The sequence below is a fragment of the Protofrankia sp. Cas3 genome, from assembly GCF_963555955.1.
Taxonomy (GTDB): Bacteria; Actinomycetota; Actinomycetes; order Frankiales; family Frankiaceae; genus Protofrankia.
The window spans coordinates 1-20169 of the sequence record NZ_CAUVXP010000022.1; the positions used below are offsets into that span (position 1 = coordinate 1).

At 67.8% G+C, this 20169-nt stretch carries 19 protein-coding genes and 1 tRNA gene; 10 read left to right on the forward strand and 10 right to left on the reverse strand.

Annotated features, from left to right (window positions below; translation table 11 throughout):
- The 5 genes from U9983_RS06540 to U9983_RS06560 all read left to right on the forward strand — a co-directional run.
- On the forward strand, positions 1-1033 hold a 1033-nt coding region (locus tag U9983_RS06540), incomplete at its 5' end, for a protein kinase domain-containing protein (RefSeq protein ID WP_322753161.1).
- A gap of 161 nt (positions 1034-1194) precedes the next feature.
- The gene (locus tag U9983_RS06545; protein WP_322753162.1) at positions 1195-1446 is read left to right on the forward strand and encodes a hypothetical protein; all 252 of its coding nucleotides are present in this window, start codon (positions 1195-1197) and stop codon (positions 1444-1446) included.
- A complete protein-coding gene (locus U9983_RS06550) occupies positions 1443-1706 on the forward strand; it encodes a hypothetical protein (RefSeq protein ID WP_322753163.1) in 264 nt (87 codons plus the stop codon). Before U9983_RS06545 ends, U9983_RS06550 begins: the two co-directional genes overlap by 4 nt.
- Before the next feature lie 746 nt (positions 1707-2452).
- Entirely contained in the window at positions 2453-2686 is a 234-nt protein-coding gene (locus U9983_RS06555) for a ferredoxin (RefSeq protein WP_322753164.1), read from the forward strand.
- Between the two features lie 399 nt (positions 2687-3085).
- Positions 3086-4429, forward strand: a complete 1344-nt coding sequence (locus U9983_RS06560) for a pyridoxal phosphate-dependent aminotransferase family protein (RefSeq protein ID WP_322753165.1) — start codon at positions 3086-3088, stop codon at positions 4427-4429.
- Positions 4430-4468: 39 nt separating this feature from the next.
- On the opposite strand, the gene aat is transcribed toward U9983_RS06560, so the two are convergent.
- The 4 genes from aat to U9983_RS06580 all read right to left on the reverse strand — a co-directional run bounded on the left by aat (position 4469) and on the right by U9983_RS06580 (position 10263).
- The gene (gene aat, locus U9983_RS06565) at positions 4469-5353 is read right to left on the reverse strand and encodes a leucyl/phenylalanyl-tRNA--protein transferase (protein WP_322753166.1); all 885 of its coding nucleotides are present in this window, start codon (positions 5351-5353) and stop codon (positions 4469-4471) included.
- Positions 5344-7722, reverse strand: a complete 2379-nt coding sequence (locus U9983_RS06570) for a putative bifunctional diguanylate cyclase/phosphodiesterase (RefSeq protein ID WP_322753199.1) — start codon at positions 7720-7722, stop codon at positions 5344-5346. The genes aat and U9983_RS06570 overlap by 10 nt, the downstream gene beginning before the upstream one ends.
- A gap of 321 nt (positions 7723-8043) precedes the next feature.
- Positions 8044-9030, reverse strand: a complete 987-nt coding sequence (locus U9983_RS06575) for a pirin family protein (protein WP_322749423.1) — start codon at positions 9028-9030, stop codon at positions 8044-8046.
- A gap of 129 nt (positions 9031-9159) precedes the next feature.
- Complete coding sequence (locus U9983_RS06580) at positions 9160-10263, reverse strand: ferritin-like domain-containing protein (RefSeq protein ID WP_322753167.1); 1104 nt, start codon at positions 10261-10263, stop codon at positions 9160-9162.
- A 758-nt stretch (positions 10264-11021) separates the two neighbouring features.
- Here U9983_RS06580 and U9983_RS06585 point away from each other — a divergent pair.
- The 3 genes from U9983_RS06585 to U9983_RS06595 all read left to right on the forward strand — a co-directional run bounded on the left by U9983_RS06585 (position 11022) and on the right by U9983_RS06595 (position 12551).
- Positions 11022-11627: a hypothetical protein gene (locus U9983_RS06585; RefSeq protein WP_322753168.1), complete on the forward strand. Its 606-nt coding sequence runs from the start codon at positions 11022-11024 to the stop codon at positions 11625-11627.
- A 46-nt stretch (positions 11628-11673) separates the two neighbouring features.
- Positions 11674-12288 (forward strand): oligoribonuclease, encoded by a 615-nt coding sequence (gene orn, locus U9983_RS06590; protein ID WP_322753169.1) that lies wholly within the window; start codon positions 11674-11676, stop codon positions 12286-12288.
- A 187-nt stretch (positions 12289-12475) separates the two neighbouring features.
- A tRNA-His gene (locus tag U9983_RS06595) sits at positions 12476-12551 on the forward strand.
- Positions 12552-12602: 51 nt separating this feature from the next.
- Here U9983_RS06595 and U9983_RS06600 read toward each other — a convergent pair.
- The 4 genes from U9983_RS06600 to U9983_RS06615 form a co-directional block, all read right to left on the reverse strand.
- Positions 12603-13112, reverse strand: coding sequence for a MarR family winged helix-turn-helix transcriptional regulator (locus U9983_RS06600; RefSeq protein WP_322753170.1), 510 nt, complete (start codon positions 13110-13112; stop codon positions 12603-12605).
- A gap of 127 nt (positions 13113-13239) precedes the next feature.
- Entirely contained in the window at positions 13240-13665 is a 426-nt protein-coding gene (locus tag U9983_RS06605; RefSeq protein WP_322749418.1) for an OsmC family protein, read from the reverse strand.
- Positions 13666-13791: 126 nt separating this feature from the next.
- On the reverse strand, positions 13792-14841 hold the full coding sequence (locus tag U9983_RS06610; RefSeq protein ID WP_322753171.1) for a hemolysin family protein: 1050 nt from the start codon (positions 14839-14841) through the stop codon (positions 13792-13794).
- Positions 14838-16220, reverse strand: a complete 1383-nt coding sequence (locus U9983_RS06615) for a hemolysin family protein (protein WP_322753172.1) — start codon at positions 16218-16220, stop codon at positions 14838-14840. The genes U9983_RS06610 and U9983_RS06615 overlap by 4 nt, the downstream gene beginning before the upstream one ends.
- A 69-nt stretch (positions 16221-16289) precedes the next feature.
- Between U9983_RS06615 and U9983_RS06620 the strand changes: the two genes are divergently transcribed.
- Positions 16290-16412, forward strand: a complete 123-nt coding sequence (locus tag U9983_RS06620; protein WP_322753173.1) for a hypothetical protein — start codon at positions 16290-16292, stop codon at positions 16410-16412.
- Positions 16413-16495: 83 nt separating this feature from the next.
- Here U9983_RS06620 and U9983_RS06625 read toward each other — a convergent pair whose 3' ends face one another.
- Positions 16496-17197 carry a response regulator gene (locus U9983_RS06625; RefSeq protein WP_416211296.1) on the reverse strand — a complete coding sequence of 234 codons (702 nt, stop codon included), beginning with the start codon at positions 17195-17197 and terminating at the stop codon, positions 16496-16498.
- A gap of 477 nt (positions 17198-17674) precedes the next feature.
- Between U9983_RS06625 and U9983_RS06630 the strand changes: the two genes are divergently transcribed.
- Complete coding sequence (locus U9983_RS06630; protein WP_322753175.1) at positions 17675-19243, forward strand: aldehyde dehydrogenase family protein; 1569 nt, start codon at positions 17675-17677, stop codon at positions 19241-19243.
- Here the strand turns inward: U9983_RS06630 and U9983_RS06635 are convergent.
- A complete protein-coding gene (locus U9983_RS06635) occupies positions 19219-20139 on the reverse strand; it encodes a polysaccharide deacetylase family protein (RefSeq protein WP_322753176.1) in 921 nt (306 codons plus the stop codon). The two genes, U9983_RS06630 and U9983_RS06635, sit on opposite strands and share 25 nt — an antisense overlap.
- Positions 20140-20169: the final 30 nt, after the last annotated feature.

A 20169-nucleotide genomic window follows, 5' to 3' on the forward strand; every position in this document is an offset into this window, starting at 1 on the left:
CTCCTACGCCGCCCCGGAGATCCTGCGGGAGGGACGACCGTCGGTCGCGGCTGACATCTACGCGCTGGGCGTCACCCTGTTCACCATGCTCACCGGCACACCGCCGTTCCAGTGCGCGCCCACCGAGGATCCGGCCCGCTTCGCCGACCGGACCCTGGCCCGCGACGTCCCCGCGCTACCGCGCGACCGTGTCCCCGAACCGCTGGAACGTCTGCTACGAACAGCACTCGCACGAGACCCGGCGCGGCGCCCCTCCACCGCCGCGGCCTTCGCCGAAGACCTCCGCCGGCTACACCGGCGCCTCGGCGACTCCCCCACGCCCGACGAACTGCCGGGCACCCCGCGGCGAAGGAGACATGACCGCCGTGACCGGACCCCCAGCGGCCCTGCCTCCTTGGACGGCCTTGACCTCCTCGACTGTCACGACTCCACGGACGACGTCGCGCCGGGGCCCGGACCCGCTGGACGGCCGAATCCAAGACGGGGGGACGAGCCCACGCGTTACCGGCCCCGGAGCGGCCAGGGTGGTCCCGCCGATGAGCCGCAAAGTAGAAGAAATCAGGCGAGATGGCGGTGGGCTCTACCTGCGGCCGCTGTCGTCACGCTGATGATCGCGGCGGTCGCGGCGGTCGCGGTCGCAGCCTCGGGGGCCTCCGGTGATAGGCGCACCCCCATCTCCGCACCGGACACATCTACGCAGGGCACTTCGCCGACGATCGACCCTGCTGAGATCGAGGCAGCCCGACCAACCGAGGTACACGCCGAGGACCACGGCGACACCGTCATTCTGACCTGGCGGAATGGTTCGCGCCGCACCAAGCTGATAATGCAGCCCGCCGCTTCTCCTGTTCTGGGCAATGTTCAGTCACTGCCAGACGGAGCGACGTTCACCACGATTGCCGATCTCGGCGCCGCCCAGGGCTACTGCTTCCGGGTCGGTCCGCTGCTCGCCTTCGACGCCTCCGCACAGAAGCCAGTCGTGGCATGGTCGGCGTTCGCCTGCATCCGCGGCGCGACACCGCCGTCGTCCTGACCTGCGCAAACGCTGTCGATCTCTGCGGGCGGTGCTTTGCCTGCCGCTCGGACAGTGGATGCGGGGCCGCCACGCACCGTATCGTCCAGGCTCCACCTCGTCCGGACACTCACCGGCTTACCCTTAAATCCGTAACGGAGCAGACACGGAAGGCGCATGCAATGGCGTGGAACAAGCGGGGTAGCACCGATGGCGGCGCAAGCACCGGTCGAGACGGCGTGAAGCGCGGCGGCAAGGGCGGCACCACAGGCCGCAACGTCCGCGAGGTCGAGTTCGCGACCTGCCCGACCTGCAACGGCGATGGGAAGGTTGTGTTCGAGCAGACGGAACGCGACGAAGACGGCCAGTTCTCTGGCACCCAGACCAAGACCTGCCCGACGTGCAACGGATCAAGTCAGGTGGCGAAGCAGTGAGCGAGCCAGCCCCAGAGCCCCCGGCCGGCGTCGAACGGCCCGGCGCGGATCCGGTCGTGCCGATGTTGGCGCTGGTGGCCTGCAAAGAATGCCGACGGCAGCGTGGCGCCCGGCTGCACGCCACCGGTGCCGTGGAGTCGATCCCCGATGCGGGGACCTGCCCGCACGGCAAGCCGCTGCGGACGGTGTGGGCGCCGGACCACGGGCCGGGCTCGGAGCCGCCGGCCGAGTCGGGATGGAACACCCAGCCGCCGGTGTAGGGGGTCGCCCACAGCACCTCGTATGCGCACGAACCCGCCTACGACCTGGACAACGAACAGCTGTGTGCGGATTCGCGTGGCGTCGTCCGTCGTCCGTCGTCCGTCGCGCGACGGACGACGGACTCCTGGCCTGATGGAGCGCACGCGGCCGGGTCGGCAACCGGCTCAGATGCCCGTGCAGCGCCCGGCAGAGGTCCTGTCTCGGCGAGATGTCCGGCCGTCGCCAGGCCGGGCATTGGCCCCGGCATCGTGGCGTGCACAGGCGCCTGCGCGCCCACGGCCTTCGACCGCGCGTTTCACAGCGGTAAATGTTCGATGGCGGGGCCGGTGCTGCTCCGTGGAGCCCCGCCCGGGAAACGACACGCCCCGCCGCTGAAACCGGTCGGCGGAAAATCACCAGGCCGTCCGGGGCGGTGGCCGATGTCACGTCGGCTGCTCCGCGAGAACGCCACGTCGACCGGAGCCGAGGCCGGTACCTGCACATTCAGGCCTCGACTGAAAATCTGGCGCATCCCGGCTGTCCCCATCGGGTCCGCGCTTGCCGCGGCGTCCAGCGGAAATATCACCGTTGGTCCGTCCGGCCCGGACAGCGGCGGGCATTGCGACCCATGGACTTCCCGACCCGGGTACCCGAACCACCGCTTCTCGACGCCCAGAGCGCGCGACCGCCCTAACAGCCGGCCGGCTTGCCGATAGAATCGGCTGGGCAGCCACCGCCAATGCTCCCAACGAATGCGAGGTGTGATGTGGCAAGCGAAAAGCGTCGACTTCCCATGAACGTCGAGGGACCCTTCTTCGTCGACTCGGAATGCACTGACTGTGAAAACTGCCGGGGAGTCGCCCCGGATTTCTTCAAGCGCGACGAGGATCGCGAGGTTCATTATATATGCCGGCAGCCGTCGAATGAGGAGGAAGAGGAAATGCTCCTGCAGGCCCTTGAGTTCTGCCCGGCTGAGGCGATCGGACGGATGGCGGCATAACCCTCCGCGTACTGCAGGCCTCATGATTATGATCTTCTCGCGCCGGGGTTCCTGTCACCGGGAGGCCCCAAGGGACCCCGACCGAGATCGCCGGCAGCCGAACCGCGACGTGCTGCGGCGACCCCATCACGGGAAGACCCAACCGGCGTACGCCGCGACCTGTGGCAGGCGAGCCGTACTCCGGTTGGGTATGGTCCATGATATTTCTGACATGATCAGAATACTATGCACTATTTATGCATAATTATCATATTTAGTTCTAACTATCAGTAAAATTACATTTGCCTGAAGTAACCACCGAGTCGGATGACCCGCGAGTCCGCTGGTAAATACTCAAAAACAACACCATGTGCGAAAGTTGCGCCGTAGCGTGGAACCCTCATCTTTCGAGGAGGGGCGTTGTCCAAGACTCCGGGGCGGTTGTCCACACGCCAGGCTTCGCCAGACCCGCCGGGACCCTACGATCGGATACTGGGTCGTCCGCTGGGCCCCCTGGCGGAGCTCGCCGGGCTACGAAACACCCATCCAATGGTGGACTCCGTCGTCGACGAGATCGACGGACGCCGGATTCGCATCGGCGACCACTGGCTTGCGGACTTCGCGTCCTGCAACTACCTCGGGTTCGATGTGAATCCGGAGATCATTGCAGCGGTACCGGAATACCTGGCCAAATGGGGTACCCATCCGAGCTGGTCGCGAATGATCGCCTATCCACGACCGTTCGCCGAGATTGAAGAAGAACTTGCCGCGCTCCTCGGCACCGAGGACAGCCTCACGATTCCCACGATCACACACATCCACATCTCGGCCATTCCTGTTCTCGCCGGGGAGGGTTCGGTCTTCCTCGACCGACGTGCGCACCGCACGGTCTACGACGGCGCTGCGATGGCACAGGCACGAGGCGCGACCTTGCAGCAGTTCGACGCCGAGAACCCCGGCCAGCTGGAGGATCTGCTGCGGACGTGCCCCCACTACCCGAGACTGGTGTGTATCGACGGCGTTAACAGCATGACCGGCAATGCGCCCCCCCTGGCCGAATTGCTGACGGTCACCCGCGCAAACGACGCGATCCTCTACGTTGACGACGCCCACGGTTTCGGTGTCCTCGGTGAGCGCAGTGCGGACGAACTCAGCCCGTACGGCCTGCACGGCAACGCCATTGTCCGTCATGTCGGGGAGACCTACGACGGACTCATCCTGGTGGGCGGCTTCTCCAAGGCCTACTCGTCACTGCTGGCGTTCATCGCCTGCCCGACCACGGTGAAGAACCACCTCAAGGTGACCGCCGCGCCGTACACCTTCTCCGGGCCGTCGCCAGTTGCCTCCCTCGCCACCGTGCAGGCCGGCTTCCGGCTCAACGCCGCGCGGGGCGACAGCATCCGAGCCGATCTTCATCGCAAAACCGCCCGTGTTCTCGACGGGCTGGCGCAGCTCGGGTTACGGACGTTGAACCGGTCCGGGACGCCGATCATCGAAGTACCGATCGGTACCCCCGAAGATACGGATGCCATTGGAATCCACCTGTTCAACCGTGGGATCTACGTCACCATGGCGCCCTATCCGGTAGTGCCCCGGGCCGACGTCGGGGTCCGTATCCAGGTCACCGCAGCCAACACCGACGAAGAAATCGCGCATCTACTGACGGTGCTCGCCGAGATCGCCGCAATGTTCCCGGGCCCGCAAGTCGCGCCCAGCGTGCCGGCGTCCCGCTGCGCACCCGCTGCGCAGTCCCCGATCGGGTAGATCGATCCACCTGGGCACGCCCAACCGAAGGCCGCGCGATCATTGCTCTCCGCGCGCGGCCGGAGGCGGAACCGCCATGGCACGCCGAGCCCGCCGGGCCGCTCGCGCGCGTTCGACCAGGCGCGTCACGGGCATCCGGTCACGGACGAGCCACACGTCGGTGTCCCGCACGTCGCGTAGAACCGCCAGAAACCGCTCGCGCGGGATCTCGACGGCGCCCATGGAACCAGCGTGCGCACTGACGAACTGCGCGTCGATGAGCCGACCGCCAGCCTGCACGAACCGCACGTCAAAGTCGACCAACGCAACCTTGGACGCATCGGTCTGCACATGGAACATGGACTCGGCCATGAAGGCGGCACCGACGAGCACACCGAACATGCCTCCGATGAGGTCCTCGCCCTGCCACACCTCGACGCTGTGCGCCCAGCCGAGCCGATGCAGATCACGGTAGGCGTCCGCGAGCTCAGGCGTGATCCAGGTGGGTCGGCCGCCGCGGCTGCAGCCGCGGACGACCTCGGCAAACGCCTCATCCAGGGTGGTGGTCCACGCACACGCGCGCATCCGTCGGAACAACGAGTCGGACACGTGCACCGCGCCGACGGGCAACACCCCCCGTGGGTCCGGACACCACCAGGGAAAGTCGAGATCCGGCGGGCCGTCCCCGGACAGGTTGAAGACTCGCCCGTCGGCAACAGCGGTGGCCAATCGGCGGTGCGTGTCCGCGACCTCGATCGGATCGTCGACCGGAACCGGGAAGGGGAAGAGCCCCCGCCGGTATGCCCCGACGAGCGTGGCCGGGGTGAGCACACCCCCGACCGCGACGGGTAATTCGACCGGCTCAGCCGGCTCGGCATGATCCTTCTCTGGCAGCCCGTCCCACGGCGACGGTCCCGGCGGCTCAGGCCGACCGGTCAGGTCCACGTGCGACCCGTGCGGACAGGTTCGGCCGGCTGCGCCACGCGGGCAGCCGTGCCCGCCCGACCCACCGACTGCGACTGCGACTGCGACTGCGACTGCGACTGCGACGATCCTGCGGATAACGCGGTGGATCCGGCTGGCGACCGGTGGTTGTGCCGATGCCACAGCAACGGCGTCAGCTCGTCGGCGGGCTGCGGACAGCCCAGGTAGAAGCCCTGGGCCAGATCACAGCCAAACTCGGTCAGGCGCCGCATCGCAGTCTCGGTCTCGACTCCCTCCACGACGATACGCAGGCCGAGGGAGTGGGCAAGCCCGACCGTGGACTGCACGATCGCCGCTGCCACCGGATCGGATTCCAGGTGCACGACAAACGATTTGTCCATTTTGAGCGCATCCACCGGGAGCTCCCGCAGGTAGGACAGGGACGAGTATCCCGTCCCATAGTCATCCACGGCGATGTGGATTCCCATCTCGCGCAGGGTTGTGAGGACGGCCGCGGTGCGGATCCGGTCGAGCATCAGCGCTGTTTCGGTGATTTCGAACTCGAGCGCCCGCGCGGGCAGCCCGTGCAGCTCAAGGAGATCCGCGACTTCGGCCGGGAATCCCGTGTCGAGCAGATTGGACGCGGAGAGGTTGACCGCTACACCGATGTCCAGGCCGACGTCCCACCACCGGCGGCACTGCCCCAGCGCAAGCCCGAGGACCTCCAGCGTCAGCGGACGCATCAGCCCGGTGTGCTCGGCCAAGGGCAGGAAGACATCGGGCTGGAGGAGGCCCTTGGTGGGATGTTCCCATCGTACGAGCGCCTCCACCCCGTGGCAGCTACCCGTACGCAGGTCGACCTTCATCTGGTAATGGACCCGCAATTGATCATCGCCGAGCCCGCCTCGCAGCGCCTCAATGACGTCGAGCCGGTCTGGGGTGTGCACGTCCGCGCCAGGCCGGTAGTACTCGACCCCGGAACGGGCGGACTTGGCCGCATACATCGCGACATCCGCCCGCTGCAACAGGACGCTCGCGGTGACCGCGTCGTCCGGGTGGAGCGCGGCCCCGATGCTCGCGTCCACGTGCAGGGTGACCGCACCCACATCGAAGGGGTCCCGCAGCGCTGTGAGCACCCGCTCGGCGACCATCTTGGCGACCGCCGCGTCCGCATCCTCCAGGATGACGGCGAACTCGTCTCCGCCGAGGCGGGCCAGCAGGTCCGCCGGGCGCAATGCCGCCGCGATCCGGCGCCCGACGAGTTTCAGCAGATCATCGCCGACAGGATGGCCAAGGGAATCGTTGATTTCTTTGAAACGGTCGAGATCGAGCACGAGTAGCGCGAACCGACGGGCGCCGCGATTGGCGCTGACGTCCAGCCCGTCCAGGCGCTCGAAAAAGGCACGACGGTTGGCCAGGCCGGTGAGCTCGTCGGTCCGGGCCTGCAGCTTGGTCTCAGCGAGCTGGCGGACCTCGGCGAAGGTGATCGCGGTCCGTACCAGCGCGACCAGAACGGTGGCAGCGGCGAGCGCGACCGTCGCGGGCGGCAGGCGCTGCACCGCAGCGCCGAAAACCAGGAGCGCGAGCGCAGCTATCGCAAAGATCGCCGGGATGGCCAGTACGCCCCACCCGGTGAGACCCTCCGTCTTCTCCCGCGGTGGCCGTTGCCAGGCGGCGTACGCAGGCAGTACCAGTGCCAACGCCCACAGCACCTCGACCGGTCCGCCCGCGGAGTAGTGACCGCTGGCAACCTCACCGACAACGATCGTATCGGCCACCGCAAAACCGATCAGCGAGCCACCGAGGAGGTACCAGACCCGTTCCAGTCGCCAGCCCAGCAGACCGAACACGCTCACCACAAGTACGAGCAGCATCAGGTCGGCAAGGGGATAGGCGAGGTTCAAGCCGACCGCCGACATGCTGGTCGCCCGGACCTTACCGATGGCCCCGGCTGCCAGACCGCTGGCAAGTGCCGCCACGCCGAGACCCCCTACCAGGGCGTCCAACCAGACACTGGGATGAAAGCGGGACACCCGTTTGCGTAGCAGGAGAATCACAGAAATATATGTCGCGAGATAAAATACCAACCAGCCGATGTCGGCCGGCGACGGGGACGGTTGCGGATTGCGATCGGCTACCTGCGTTGTGAAGTACGCCGTTCCAGCACCGTAGAACAGAAGACCGATCCCGATCGCGACCCACGCGGCCCGTTCGCCTCGCACCAGAATGGCCCGCGCCAGGCACATGGTTCCCGCCGCCGCGCTGAAACCGTTGCCGAGCCATCGATCAACCTCGTTGATCGCGATCGAGCTGTCGCGCAGGCCGGCGACGGTCGTGACGGCGAAAAACACCGCGGCCACCAGGAGCGCCCATCGTGCCACGCGGACCATCCGCAATCGGCGAGCGGCATGAACTGAAGTCGTCAAGCGGTCATCCCCCCACGATCAGGCCGGCGGGGCACATTCTGACACTCTGAGCCCTATTCGCCACCGATGACCCACCAATCGGACCGGGGCTTCGGGGACCTCCGCGATCGCGCCACCTGTGGCCCGGCTGGTAGCGGCGTCTGCGTGGATCACTGCGGTAGCTGCTCGACCTTTACCCGGCACTGCGCGATCCAGTCCTGGGCCACGCCCTGATCGGCCCGTCCGCAGGCCCCGAGGGGTCTCGAAGGCCCCGAGGGTCTCGAGGGTCCGGCGGCGCCGAGCGCCTCAGCCGGAACGGTCGACGACGCGATGGGGCATGAGGGCATTCGCGGGGATGACGCCCAAACGTCCGGCCTGATAATCCTCCACAGCCTGGCGCAGTTCGTCGCGGGTGTTCATCACGAACGGCCCGTACATCTCGACGTGCTCGCGGATGGGCCGCCCGCCGAGCAGCAGGACCTCCAGCATCGGGCTCACCCCGGACTGGCGGTCGTCGGCCGCGAGCGTCAGGTGGTCACCGGGTCCGAACACGGCAAGCTGCCCGGCGCGGACCGGATGACCCTCACCGCCGACCCGTCCCGAACCCGCGAGGATGTAGGTCAGCGCGTTGAAGTCGAAGGGCCACGGGACCGTCAGCGCAGCGCCCGGGGACACCGACGCGTGCGCCACAGCGATCGGGGTATGGGTCGAGCCGGGACCGCGATGGCCGGCGACATCACCGGCGATGAGCCGCAGCAGCGCCCCGCCGTCCGGCGACGCGACGAGGCTGACCCGGTCGCCTTCGATGCTCTGGTACCGCGGCGGGCTGAACTTGTCGCGTCCCGGCAGGTTCACCCACAGCTGGACGCCGTGGAAGAGCCCACCGCTGACGACGAGCTGTTCGGGTGGAGTCTCGATGTGCAGGATTCCCGCGCCTGCTGTCATCCACTGGGTCGCGCCATCGGTGATGACGCCACCCCCACCGTTGGAATCCTGGTGCTGGAACGTCCCATCGATCATGTATGTGACGGTCTCGAAGCCACGGTGAGGGTGCCATGGCGTGCCCTTCGGCTCGCCAGGGGCGTACTCGACCTCACCCATCTGATCCATATGAACAAAGGGATCGAGATCTACCAGGCTGACACCGGCAAAGGCGCGGCGCACGGGGAAGCCTTCACCCTCGTGGCCCGATGGCGCGGTCGTCACCGAACGGACCGGGCGGTCCACGGCACCGGGCAGGGGCGCGCTCAGGCGCGGCAGACTGGTCGGGTCGGCGGCGGTCACGGCAGGCATCGCGGTCCTCCTGGCACGTCTCACGGGTCGAACGTTGCTGGAGCAACTATAGGTAAGGATAACTCCGGATCGCCCCGATCGCTTCCCGACCCACCCACCCGACACCGCACCAGCCCTCGGTCCCGGAGGTCAGAGCGCGGAAGCGATCGTCTGCTCCACCTGCAGCCTGCGCGCCATCAGCTCCAGCTCGTCGGCCCGCGCCCGGTCGAGGCTGTCGGCGATGTCCTCGTCCCTGTTCATCAGTTCCGCCAGATCGAGGTCGCAGAGGTCCAGGACACCCATCCGCGCATAGGCTTCGCGGACCTTCTCCCCCCACAAACCGATGTCCCGGACGCACGGCACGATCCGGCTGAACAGCAGCTTGCGGAATGCCCGCATGTAGCTGGAGGTCTCGACCGCCGCAAGACACTCGGCCACGTCGAAGCCGAGATTCTCCCACACCTCGGCGCCCCGCAGCCGGTCACGCATCAGCCAGCAGCTTTCGACGACGAATTCCTCGCGTTCCGCGCGTTCCCGACTACTGAGCTGCGAATAGTAATCACGTAGGACCAGTCGCCCGAACGCCACGTGCCGAGCCTCGTCCTGCATCACATACGCGAGAATCTGCTTCGGCAGCGAGGCGGACGTGGCATCGCGCAGCACCCCGAACGCGGCGAGGGCGAGCCCCTCGATGAGCACCTGCATGCCCAGGTACGGGATGTCCCATCGGCTGTCGGTAAGGGTCGAGTCGAGCAGCGACCGCAGCTCGGAGTTGATCGGATAGACCACACCGACCTTCTCCGTCAGGAAGCGGGCATAGGTCTCGGCGTGCCGCGCCTCATCGATCGTCTGGGTCGCGGCGTAGAACTTCGCATCCATGTCCGGTACCGACTCGACGATCCGGGCACTACAGATCATCGCGCCCTGCTCGCCGTGCAGGAATTGGCTGAACTGCCATGCCGCCAGATGCTGACGCAGCTCGCCGCGGTCCCGCTCGCCCAGTTTCTCCCAGACCGGGAGACCGTGGATGGGAATCGTCTCGTCCGCAAGTCCGAGCGGACGGTAGGGGTCGACCTCCGCCGACCAGTCGATCCTGGTCGCGGCGTCCCACTGTCTGTCCTTGCCCTTCTGGTAGAGCTCCAACAGCCGCGCGCGGCCTTCGTCGTACTCCCAGGAAAAACGCGCGGCACCGGCCATCGGCACATCCCAGGTGGCACCACCGGCCGGCATGACGTAGTGGTCGTGCGTGCTCATGACCTGACCTCCGCGTTAGCGCTCCGGGGACTACGGCCTGCGGGCGCGCGATCTGACGATCGTCGCGCGCCCTTCGGCCCTCGAGGGCGTCCGGCATGTGCAGACTGTCAGAGTCGCGGTAGGTGTCAAGCAATCACCCACCGTGCACGGTTCGTCATGGCGGCGAGGAGCGACCGGCACCACCGGTCGTTAGCACCGGTCGTTAGCACCGGTCGTTGTCACCGGCCGGTGCCACCACCCGGCGATAACGGGACGGTCCCTCGGACGGGGGGACCCGCCGGTGCCCGACACGCCGCCGGTAAGGTTAAGGGTTTGTGACAACCGGCCCCGCCGGTCGCCTGGACCGCTACCGTCTGGGCTGTGGACCGCAGCTGCAGTCGACCGGATTTCCTGCGGCAAGAGCGCCTGCGAGCAGCAGGCCGGCTCCGAAGCCGTCGGCGCCCCCGTGACACCCATGGTCGCCGCCGGCTGACGGCCCGACCACCGGGGCGCCCGGCCCGGCGTCGCTGACTGCGCAACGGCCCGGGTCCGCCGGGCCGTTGCGCAGTCAGCGAGATCCGATCCGTGAGCTGGCGACCAGCGCCACTGCCACTCCATGTGGTCGCCGTGCCCGCACTCGCGCGGGCACGGCGCCACAGGGCCCCTTCACGTGGGTCTTCCCGGGAAGCCTCCCATCGCCTGGACACCTTCTGGCGATATGGTCAGCTTGTTACTAATCGGGCAGACGGATGGAAAGGGCACACCGGCCGGTGGGACTGGTGAGGCGGGGTGGGCTCGGCATCCTGATGTTCGCAACCGCGCTCGCGCTGATGCCCGTCCTGGTGCTGTGGTATCAGCATCATCCAGAACCGCCCGCTGGGGACGGGACACTCATCGCCGCCGGATCCGGGCCGGCAGACGGTGCGACGGCCCCCACCCCGACCGGCTCCGACGCGAGTGCCCGGCCGGTCATCCCGAGGTCGCCCGGTAGGCCCTCGGCCGTGCCGAGCCGTGCCGCCGTCGGCGGAACCGGTGCCGGCTCGGCGGCGGGTCCGACCCTGGTGGGCTTCGCCGGCATCATCTCGGGAAGCGTCGTGACCGGGCCCGTGCAGGGTGCCGTGGTGAGCGGAGTCGTTCAGATCGAACTCGTGGTTTCCGGCTCGCCCGGCACGATCCTGTTCAACCTGGCCGGGCCCGTCTCGACGTCCTACACGGCCACCGGGCCACCGTTCCTGTTCACTCCGCAGGACGCGCCGTGGAACACCACGCGATTCGTGAACGGGCAGTACATCCTCACGGCGACAGCGACCCAGCGGTCTGTGCCGCCCGTCTCCGTGACGTTCCAGCTCGCCAACCCGGCACCCCAGCGGTCCGCCCCCGGCTAGGCCCCCGCGTGACGTCCCGATCGGGAGACCCTATGGTCAACCAGATATGGATCGCCTCGTCTGGATCGACTGTGAGATGACCGGGCTCAACGCCGCCTCCGACCTTCTACTGGAAGTCGCATGTCTAGTTACCGATAGTGAACTTAATATCCTTGGCGAGGGCGTGGACGTGGTTGTGTGCGCACCGGAGACCGCGCTGGCCGGGATGGAAGCCGTGGTCCAGGAGATGCATACCGCCTCGGGTCTGACCGATGCGGTACGGGCCTCGACCCTGACTCTGGCCGAAGCCGAGGAGCAGGTACTGGACTACGTCCGGCGTCAGGTTCCGGACCCGGGCAAGGCGCCCCTGTGCGGCAACTCGATCGCCACGGATCGCGGCTTCCTCGCTCGGTACATGCCGACCCTCGACAGCTACCTGCACTACCGGATGGTCGACGTGTCCACGGTGAAGGAACTCGCGCGCCGCTGGTACCCCAGGGCCTACTACGCGGCGCCGCCCAAGCGCGGCGGCCACCGCGCGCTCGCCGACATCCGCGAAAGCGTTGATGAGCTGCGCTACTACCGGAAAGCCATCTTTGTGCCGCAACCGGGGCCCACCAGCGAGTCTGCCCGGGCGGTGGCACGGGAGATCCGGGTTGACACCGACCCGGACGTGACCTGAAGAGGTGACCTGAAGGCCACTGGCGGCCCCTGGAGACACCGGCGTCATCGCGGCCAGGACACTGCAATCCTCGTGGCCAGAAGGAGGGATCGACCGGTACTATGAGCCAGGTCCTGGAAAGTTGTGCAGGTCGACCGCGGGTGCGCGGTCGACTACGCGCACTGAAGGGGCATGCTTCTGGTACGTGGTGGGTGTAGCTCAGCTGGTAGAGCACCGGGTTGTGGTCCCGGGTGTCGCGGGTTCAAGTCCCGTCACTCACCCCACGTAACAATCTGCTGTTATGCGTGCGCTGTGACGCGAACTCCGTGATGCCGCTATCGGGCCTCTGCCGTGACGGTAACCGCGGCGGTGAGGCTACGCAGAGCGGTACGCAGAGCAACGAACTCGTCATCGGACAGGCTCATGGCGCCGCCGATGACGGCAGGCACCGCTCGAGCCCTCTCCCGGAGAGCGGCGCCCGTCTCGGTCAGGGTGACCTGGACGGAGCGCTCGTCGTCAACGCGCCGCTCGCGCCGCAGGAGACCGGTCGACTCCAGCCGCTTGAGCAGCGGTGAGAGCGTGCCGTAGTCCAGCGCCAGCGCGGCGCACAGATCCTTGACCAGGCTCGTCTCGTGGTCCCAGAGCACAAGCATGACCAGATACTGGGGATAGGTCAGGCCGAGCCGGTCGAGCACAGGCCGGTAGACAGCCGTCACGGCGCGCGATGCCGCATACAGCGCGAAGCAGAGCTGGTCGTCCAGGCGCAGCGAGAACTCCCGCTGTCTGTCACCGGTCTGGGCAACCGCGTCACTGTCGCCGCTGGTCACGGCGTCCCGGCTGGTCATGGCCCATGGTCCCATCCCACCAGCACCCGGGGCACCAGCACGTCAGTCGACCATGCGGCCTCCCGGCGCACATGGACGCGCCAGGAGGCTGCCAGCCGCGCTCCGCGGTAGCCGGAGTGAAGGACCGTCAGAACAGGCCAGCGGTGAGGGTGATGGTCGTGCCCGCCAGTGCCTGGCTCACCGGGCAGTTCGCCTTGGCCTCCGTCGCAGCCTTGACAAACCCGGCGTCATCAACACCGGGCACGTCACCACGGACGGTGATGTGGATGCCGGTGATACCGGTACCCGGCTGGAAGGTCACGTCCGCCTGGGTCTCAAGGCGGCGCGGTGGATTGCCCGCCCCGGTCAGGCCGTGCGAGAGCGCCATGGAAAAGCAGGACGAGTGGGCAGCCGCGATCAGCTCCTCCGGGCTGGTGACGCCGTTGGGCGCCTCAGCACGCGCTGGCCACGAAACGGGGAAGTCGCCGATCTCAGACGAGGCGAAGGTGACGGTACCACCGCCGTCAGTCAGATTGCCTTCCCAGGCCGTACGAGCGGTGCGGGTGGTTGCCACGGTCGATACCTCCGTTATGAAGAGCTGATGGTTGCGGCAGCTGCACAGCCGCAACAAAAGCGTACACGATTACATCGTGCACAACTCTTCTTGCGAGACGATCCACGTCTCGGACCCCACAGATGATCACCCTTTGGACGATGGGCGGTCCTCGTCGCGAATATCGCCGACAAGCTCTTCCAGGACGTCCTCCAGCGCCACAACCCCGAGAATCGTTCCGTCCCGGTCGGTGACCCGGGCCAGGTGTGCTCCGCTGCGCTGCATCGTCGAGAGCACCGTCTGGAGCCTGTCGTCCACACCGACCCGGGCGAGCGGGCGTACCCACTTCGCCGGGATCGGCGCCGACCGCTTCCCCGGATTGGTTTCCAGGACGTCCTTGAGATGCAGGTATCCGGTGAGCGCACCGGAGGAGTCCTGAACCGGGAAGCGGGAGAAGCCGGTCCGGGCGGCGAGCCCCTCCACGTCACGTGGGGTCGCGCCGGCCGGAACCGTCTCCAGTCTGTCGACGGGAAGCAGGACGCTGCGCGCGTTGCGCTCGTCGAGGTAGAGCACCCCCGACAGCAGGCCGTGCTGGTCGGCATCGAGCAGGCCCTCGCGCCGGGACTCCTCGACGAAGGCGGCGACCTCGTCGCGGGTGAAGGCGCTGGCAACCTCGTCCCGCGGAGCCACCCGCAGGAGCCGCAGGCTGAGGTTGGCGGTCATGTTCAAACCGACGATCGCCGGCCGCAGACACCGGACGACACCGACAAGCGGTGGGACGAGCAGCAGAGCGCTTCGGTCCGGCCCGGCCAAGGCGATGTTCTTGGGAACCATCTCGCCGATGACGACATGCAGGAACACCACTATGATCATGGATGCGGCGAACGCGATCAGATGCCGGGGGGCGTCGGACAGCCCGACCGATGCGAACGGACCGTCCAACAGGTGGGCAACCGCGGGTTCCCCGAGTGACCCCAGCCCCAGGGTGCAGATCGTGATACCCAGTTGAGCACCGGCCAGCATCAGCGAAACGTCCTCCATCGCCCGCAGGGTGGTCTGTGCGCGGGTGGATCCGCTCTGTGCCACCGGTTCGACGGCGCTCCGGCGGGCCGAGATCAACGCGAACTCGGCACCCACGAAGAACGCGTTGAGGAGTAACAGAACGACGGCGAGGCAGACGGCGACCGGGTTGCTCACCGCACCGCGTCCATCATGCCCGGGCTGTGCCGACCCTGGTGCGCCGGCGACCGACCCTGGTGCGCAGGGGGCTGGCCCCGGTGCGCGGGCGGAAGAGCCAGGTGGACACGGTCCACCCGGCGACCGTCCATCAGATGGACGGTCAGACTGACGCCGTCGACATCGACGATGTCGCCGGTGACGGGCAGCCGGCCGAGCCTGTCTGCGATCAGACCCCCGAGGGTCTGGTAGGCGTCGTCCAGCGGCAACCGCACACCGACGGTCTGCACAACCTCGTCAACGCGGAGCAGACCGGACAGCAGCCATGTTCCGTCCTTACGCCGCTGCGCGTGCGCGCCCACCCGGTCGTGCTCGTCCACCACATCGCCGACAAGCTCCTCGATCAGATCCTCGATGGTGACCAGACCGTCCGTTCCGCCGAACTCGTCGATGACAACCGCCAGCTGCAGGCCGCCGCGGCGCAGGGTCTCCAGCAGCGGGTCGAGTTCCATCGTGGACGGTACGACCAGATGATCAATCATGACGTCGCCGACGGTCACCGTTTCCCGGTCCTCCTCCCCGACCGCAACGGCGTGCTTGACGTGGATGAGACCGACGACGTCGTCGAGACCCTGGCCGACCACCGGAAAACGGGAGTGCCCGGTCCGGCGGGCCATGGCGATGACCTCGCCGACCGGGTCGTCGACCTGGACGGTACGCATCCGGACCCGGGGAGTCAGGACGTCCGCCGCCTGCTTGCCCCCGAACGCCAGCGAACGCTGGAACAGCGTCGCGGTCTCCGGCGCGAGTGTGCCCTTTTCCGCGGACCTACCCACCAGGGAGAACAACTCCTGCGCGGATCGGGCGGAGGCGAGCTCCTCCTGGGGCTCGATGCCCATCCGACGCAGCAGGCCGTTGGCGGTTCCGTTGAGGAGGCGGATCGGGTAGCCGGTCACGCGGCTGAAGCCTCGCTGGAACCCCTGTACCGCGCGAGCGGTGGGCAGCGGACGGGCAACCGCCAGATTCTTCGGCACCAGTTCGCCATAGATCATCGTTGTGGCCGTGGCGAGCGCCAGGGCGATCGTCCCGCCGACGCCCCGGACCGCTCCCCCGGGTACGCCGAGGGATTCCAGTGGCCCGTCGAGGATGCCCGCGATCGCCGGTTCGGCGAGGAAACCGATCGCCAGATTGGTGATGGTGATCCCCAGCTGCGCTCCGGACAGCTGGGTCGAAAGATTCGCGAGGGCCGACTGGACACCGGCCGACCGCCTGTCACCCGCGTCGGCAGCGCGCGTCACGCGTGAACGGTCAACCGTCACCATGGCGAACTCCGCGGCGACGAAGACCCCGCAGATCACCACCAGGACGACACTGAGCAGGACAAGGAGCCACTCTGTCATCGCAGCCTGCCCAGGTCGGCTCGCTCCGGGGCAGGCGTCGGACTATGACCGGGTAGATCGGGACTGGGCATGACCCTCTCGAAGATCGACACGATGGGACTCAACACGTCGGAACCCGACGCGGCGCGGGTGGCCACCGACCCTCCGCGACCGGACGCCGCTGACAACCGACACCCTGACAAGGTCCGCTGACCCACGCAACATGGCCTGACACATGTTCCCCAAGAATGCCCGCGCCACTCCGTGGCCCGGTCCACCGGCCGGTGCGGGGGGGATCAGTCGATCTCGAAGAGGCCCTGGCGCACGGCGTACATGACCGCCTCCATACGCGAATGAAGCTGCAGCTTGTCCAGAATATTACGGACATGATTCTTCACTGTGTTCTCACTGATGAACAGTTTGCGCGCGATTTCCCGGTTCGCTCGACCCTCCGCGACCAGCTTGAGGACCTCCAGTTCGCGGGCGGTGAGGTGCGGAGCGGGTACCCGGCTCGGCCGGTCGTCCGATCCGCGCGCCAGGCTGGCGAACTCGACCATCAGCTTCGACGCCATCGAGGGGCTGATCAGGCTCAGTCCGTTGTGCACGGCACGGACTGCACCCGCAACCTCGTGCGGAGGTATCGATTTGAGGAGATAACCGACCGCACCGGCCTTTATCGCTTCGAACAGGTCGGACTCGTCATCACTGACCGTCAACATCACAATCTTCGCGGTCGGCACTTCCCGCTTGATGGCGCCCGCCGCATCAATACCGTCGCGGTGCGGCATCCGGACGTCCATCAAGACGATGTCCGGAGTGGTTCCCGTTGCGATCACGACAGCCTGCCGGCCGTCGGCGGCGCGACCAACGACCGTGATGTCCTCCTCAAGATCGAGAACGGTCTCCAACCCCTGCAGAAACAGCTCGTGATCGTCAACAACGAGCACCCGGATGGGTTCGGGCTGAGGCGCCACCGGCGGCAGGACGCTGACCATCAGAGATCGGAACTACCAGGCACGGGAGGTTCGACGACGACCTGCCACCGGACGGACGAGATGCGATCGACCCATGTGCCCACTCTATGTGACGGTGGTCCTACGTAGAGCCGAGTCTTCCTGCCGGTGCTGATCGAGTCGCGCACGGACACCGCTTCCGACATATCGGAATGGTACGCGCCGCCACCCCATCGCACCGCCAGCGACACACTATGATCTTACCCGCGAACGTGGTGATTCATCAACCCCGAACCGGACGTATCGTGCGCGCCGCAGCGGGTGGGCCAACGGGGTCCGATCCCGGGGCTCCCGCACCCGCGCCCACCATGGCGCTACGCTAAGTAACATTGTGCGTGTCCAGCTCGCGTCCCCTCGGACCCGAACCATCGCGGGGCAGGACTCTGGACCCCTGCGACGCCGCATCCCTGTTGCCGGTCGCTCCTAGTGGCGCCTGAAGCCGATCAAAGGCAACCTGACCCCATGGTCGCAACCTCACCCAGCACACCCCGGCTGCATCTCAAACCCGGCACCGCATGGTCGGACGCCTACGCCCGGTGCACGCAGGTCGCCCCCGAGGCGTTCGCCGACGACCGGCTGCGCAATCTGTGGGGCGGTCAGTGGCGCCGGACCGGCGAACCCCTGCGCAGCGTCACACCGCTCGACGGATCACCCATCACCGGACCACCCATGATCGAACCCGAGGAGGCCCGGGAGGCCATCCGCGCGACGCTGGACGACCACAAACGATGGCGGGACGTCCCGCTGGCCGACCGCAAGATGCGGGTGAGCGCCGCGCTGGACGCCATGGACAGCCACCGTGATCTGCTCGCCCTGCTGCTGGTGTGGGAGATCGGCAAGCCGTGGCGGCTAGCACGCACGGACGTCGACCGGGCCATCGACGGTGTCCGCTGGTACGTCGAGGAGATCGACGCGATGTTGGCCGGCCGCACCCCCCTACCCGGGCCGGTCAGCAACATCGCCAGCTGGAACTACCCGATGAGCGTGCTCATGCACGCGATGCTGGTCCAGGTTCTGGCCGGCAACGCGGCAATCGCGAAGACCCCGACGGACGGCGGTGCCGCCTGCCTCACGCTCGCCTGCGCCCTGGCGCGGCGCGAGGGCCTGCCGGTGGCCCTGGTTTCCGGGTCCGGCTCCCGGTTGTCGGGCGCACTGGTGCGGGCACCGGAGATCGGCGCTCTGGCCTTCGTCGGTGGACGCTCCACCGGCGGCCAGGTCGCGGCCGCGCTGGTGGACACGGGCAAGCGGCACTTCCTCGAGCAGGAAGGCCTCAACGCCTGGGGTATCTGGGAGTTCTCCCAGTGGGATCTGCTTGCCGCGCATCTGCGGAAGGGCTTCGAATACGGCAAGCAACGGTGCACCGCCTATCCCCGCTATGTGGTCCAGCGCCAGCTTTTCGATCAGTTCCTCGCCGCCTACCTGCCCGTGGTCTCCTCGGTGCGGTTCGGCCATCCGCTGGCCGTCGCGCATGACGACGATCCCCTGCCCGAGCTCGACTTCGGGCCCGTCATCACCGCGGAGAAGTCCGCCGAGCTCGCCGGCAAGGTCGACGAGGCGATCGCCAAGGGCGGGGTTCCGCTGTACCGGGGAGCGATCGCAGACGGCGCATTCATCCCCGGGCAGGACACGGCCGCCTATGTACCCCCGGTGACGATCCTCGCTCCCCCGCCGTCCTGCGCGCTGCACCATGCCGAGCCGTTCGGCCCGGTGGACACGATCGTGGTGGTCGACTCCGAAGCCGAGCTGCTGGCCGCGATGAACGCGTCCAACGGTGCGCTGGTGGCATCGCTGGCCTGTGATGACGAGGCGCTCGCCCGCCGGCTGAGCAGTGAGATCCACGCATTCAAGGTGGGCATCAACAAGCCACGTTCGCGCGGCGACCGGGCCGAACCGTTCGGCGGCCGCGGTGCGTCCTGGAAGGGTGCCTTTGTCGGGGGCGACCACCTCGTCCACGCCGTCACCGTCGGAGCGGACCCGACCGAGCGGCTGTACGGCAACTTCCCGAGCTACTCGCTGTACCCCGACGCCTGAGACCACCGGCACCCGCGCCGCGGAGCCCGGTCCGCACCGCGAGCGCGGGCCGGGCCCACCCCTTGATCCACGCCGCTGTCGCCCGGCGACCACGAAGCGTCGAGGCCGTGCTCGGCGAGGGGACCCAGCCGAAGTCCCAGATCGTGGCAGCGGGCGGCGAGTTCCGGCAACGCGCCGAGGGCGCTGCGCCACGCCTGTGGCGCGGACGTGCAGTCGCAGTCATGCAGCACGATGGTGCCGCCGCCGCGCAGATCGGGCGCGAGGGTGTCCAGGACGCTCAGCGGCGTGGCCGTTGCGGTCCAGTCCCGACCCCAGGCGGTCCATAACACCGGCGTGAGATGCAGCCTGCTGGCGGCGAAGAGGAAACCGGCCGACAGGATGCCGTGCGGCGGCCGGGCAAACCGCGGCTCCTGGCCGGTGACGGCGGTGATCAGATCTCGGGTGCGCCTGAGCTGACGGTAGGTCGACAGCGGACCCCGCAGCAGCATCGGTCGGTGATCCCAGGCGTGGACCGCAAGCTCATGGCCGGCCTCCGCCATCCGCTGGGCAAGCTCGGGTGCCCGCTCCACCATCGTCCCGAGGACGAAGAACGTGGCCCGGATGTCCAGTTCGGTGAGCACGTCGAGGAACAAGGGGGTGGACGCCGGGTCGGGGCCGTCGTCGAAGGTCAAGGCCACGTGGTCCGGCGCGCCAACCCCGGCGAGGACGGGCACGACGCGCGTTCGCAGGTGGCGCAGGGTGGCCACCGAGGGCGCGGCATAGGCCACGGCGGCGGTGGCACCGAGCGCAGTGGTGGCCCGCAGAACCCGGGCCGACGAGGTGCTCCCGGCCGGACACACCGCCGACCTCACAATCGACCGTATCGCCGACCGGTCGGGAACCGGCGCGTACCTCATGGCGGACACCTTCCCACACGGTTCGCCCAA

Bases quoted from the DNA above. Each gene is read 5' to 3' on its own strand.
- U9983_RS06630 (WP_322753175.1), top strand. From the start codon at position 17,675: ATGGTCGCAACCTCACCCAGCACACCCCGGCTGCATCTCAAACCCGGC.
- U9983_RS06545 (WP_322753162.1), top strand. From the start codon at position 1,195: ATGGCGTGGAACAAGCGGGGTAGCACCGATGGCGGCGCAAGCACCGGT.
- U9983_RS06575 (WP_322749423.1), bottom strand. From the start codon at position 9,030: ATGCCTGCCGTGACCGCCGCCGACCCGACCAGTCTGCCGCGCCTGAGC.
- U9983_RS06620 (WP_322753173.1), top strand. From the start codon at position 16,290: ATGACCCTCTCGAAGATCGACACGATGGGACTCAACACGTCGGAACCC.
- orn (WP_322753169.1), top strand. From the start codon at position 11,674: ATGGATCGCCTCGTCTGGATCGACTGTGAGATGACCGGGCTCAACGCC.
- U9983_RS06600 (WP_322753170.1), bottom strand. From the start codon at position 13,112: ATGACCAGCCGGGACGCCGTGACCAGCGGCGACAGTGACGCGGTTGCC.
- U9983_RS06635 (WP_322753176.1), bottom strand. From the start codon at position 20,139: ATGAGGTACGCGCCGGTTCCCGACCGGTCGGCGATACGGTCGATTGTG.
- U9983_RS06570 (WP_322753199.1), bottom strand. From the start codon at position 7,722: ATGGTCCGCGTGGCACGATGGGCGCTCCTGGTGGCCGCGGTGTTTTTC.
- U9983_RS06615 (WP_322753172.1), bottom strand. From the start codon at position 16,220: ATGACAGAGTGGCTCCTTGTCCTGCTCAGTGTCGTCCTGGTGGTGATC.
- U9983_RS06580 (WP_322753167.1), bottom strand. From the start codon at position 10,263: ATGAGCACGCACGACCACTACGTCATGCCGGCCGGTGGTGCCACCTGG.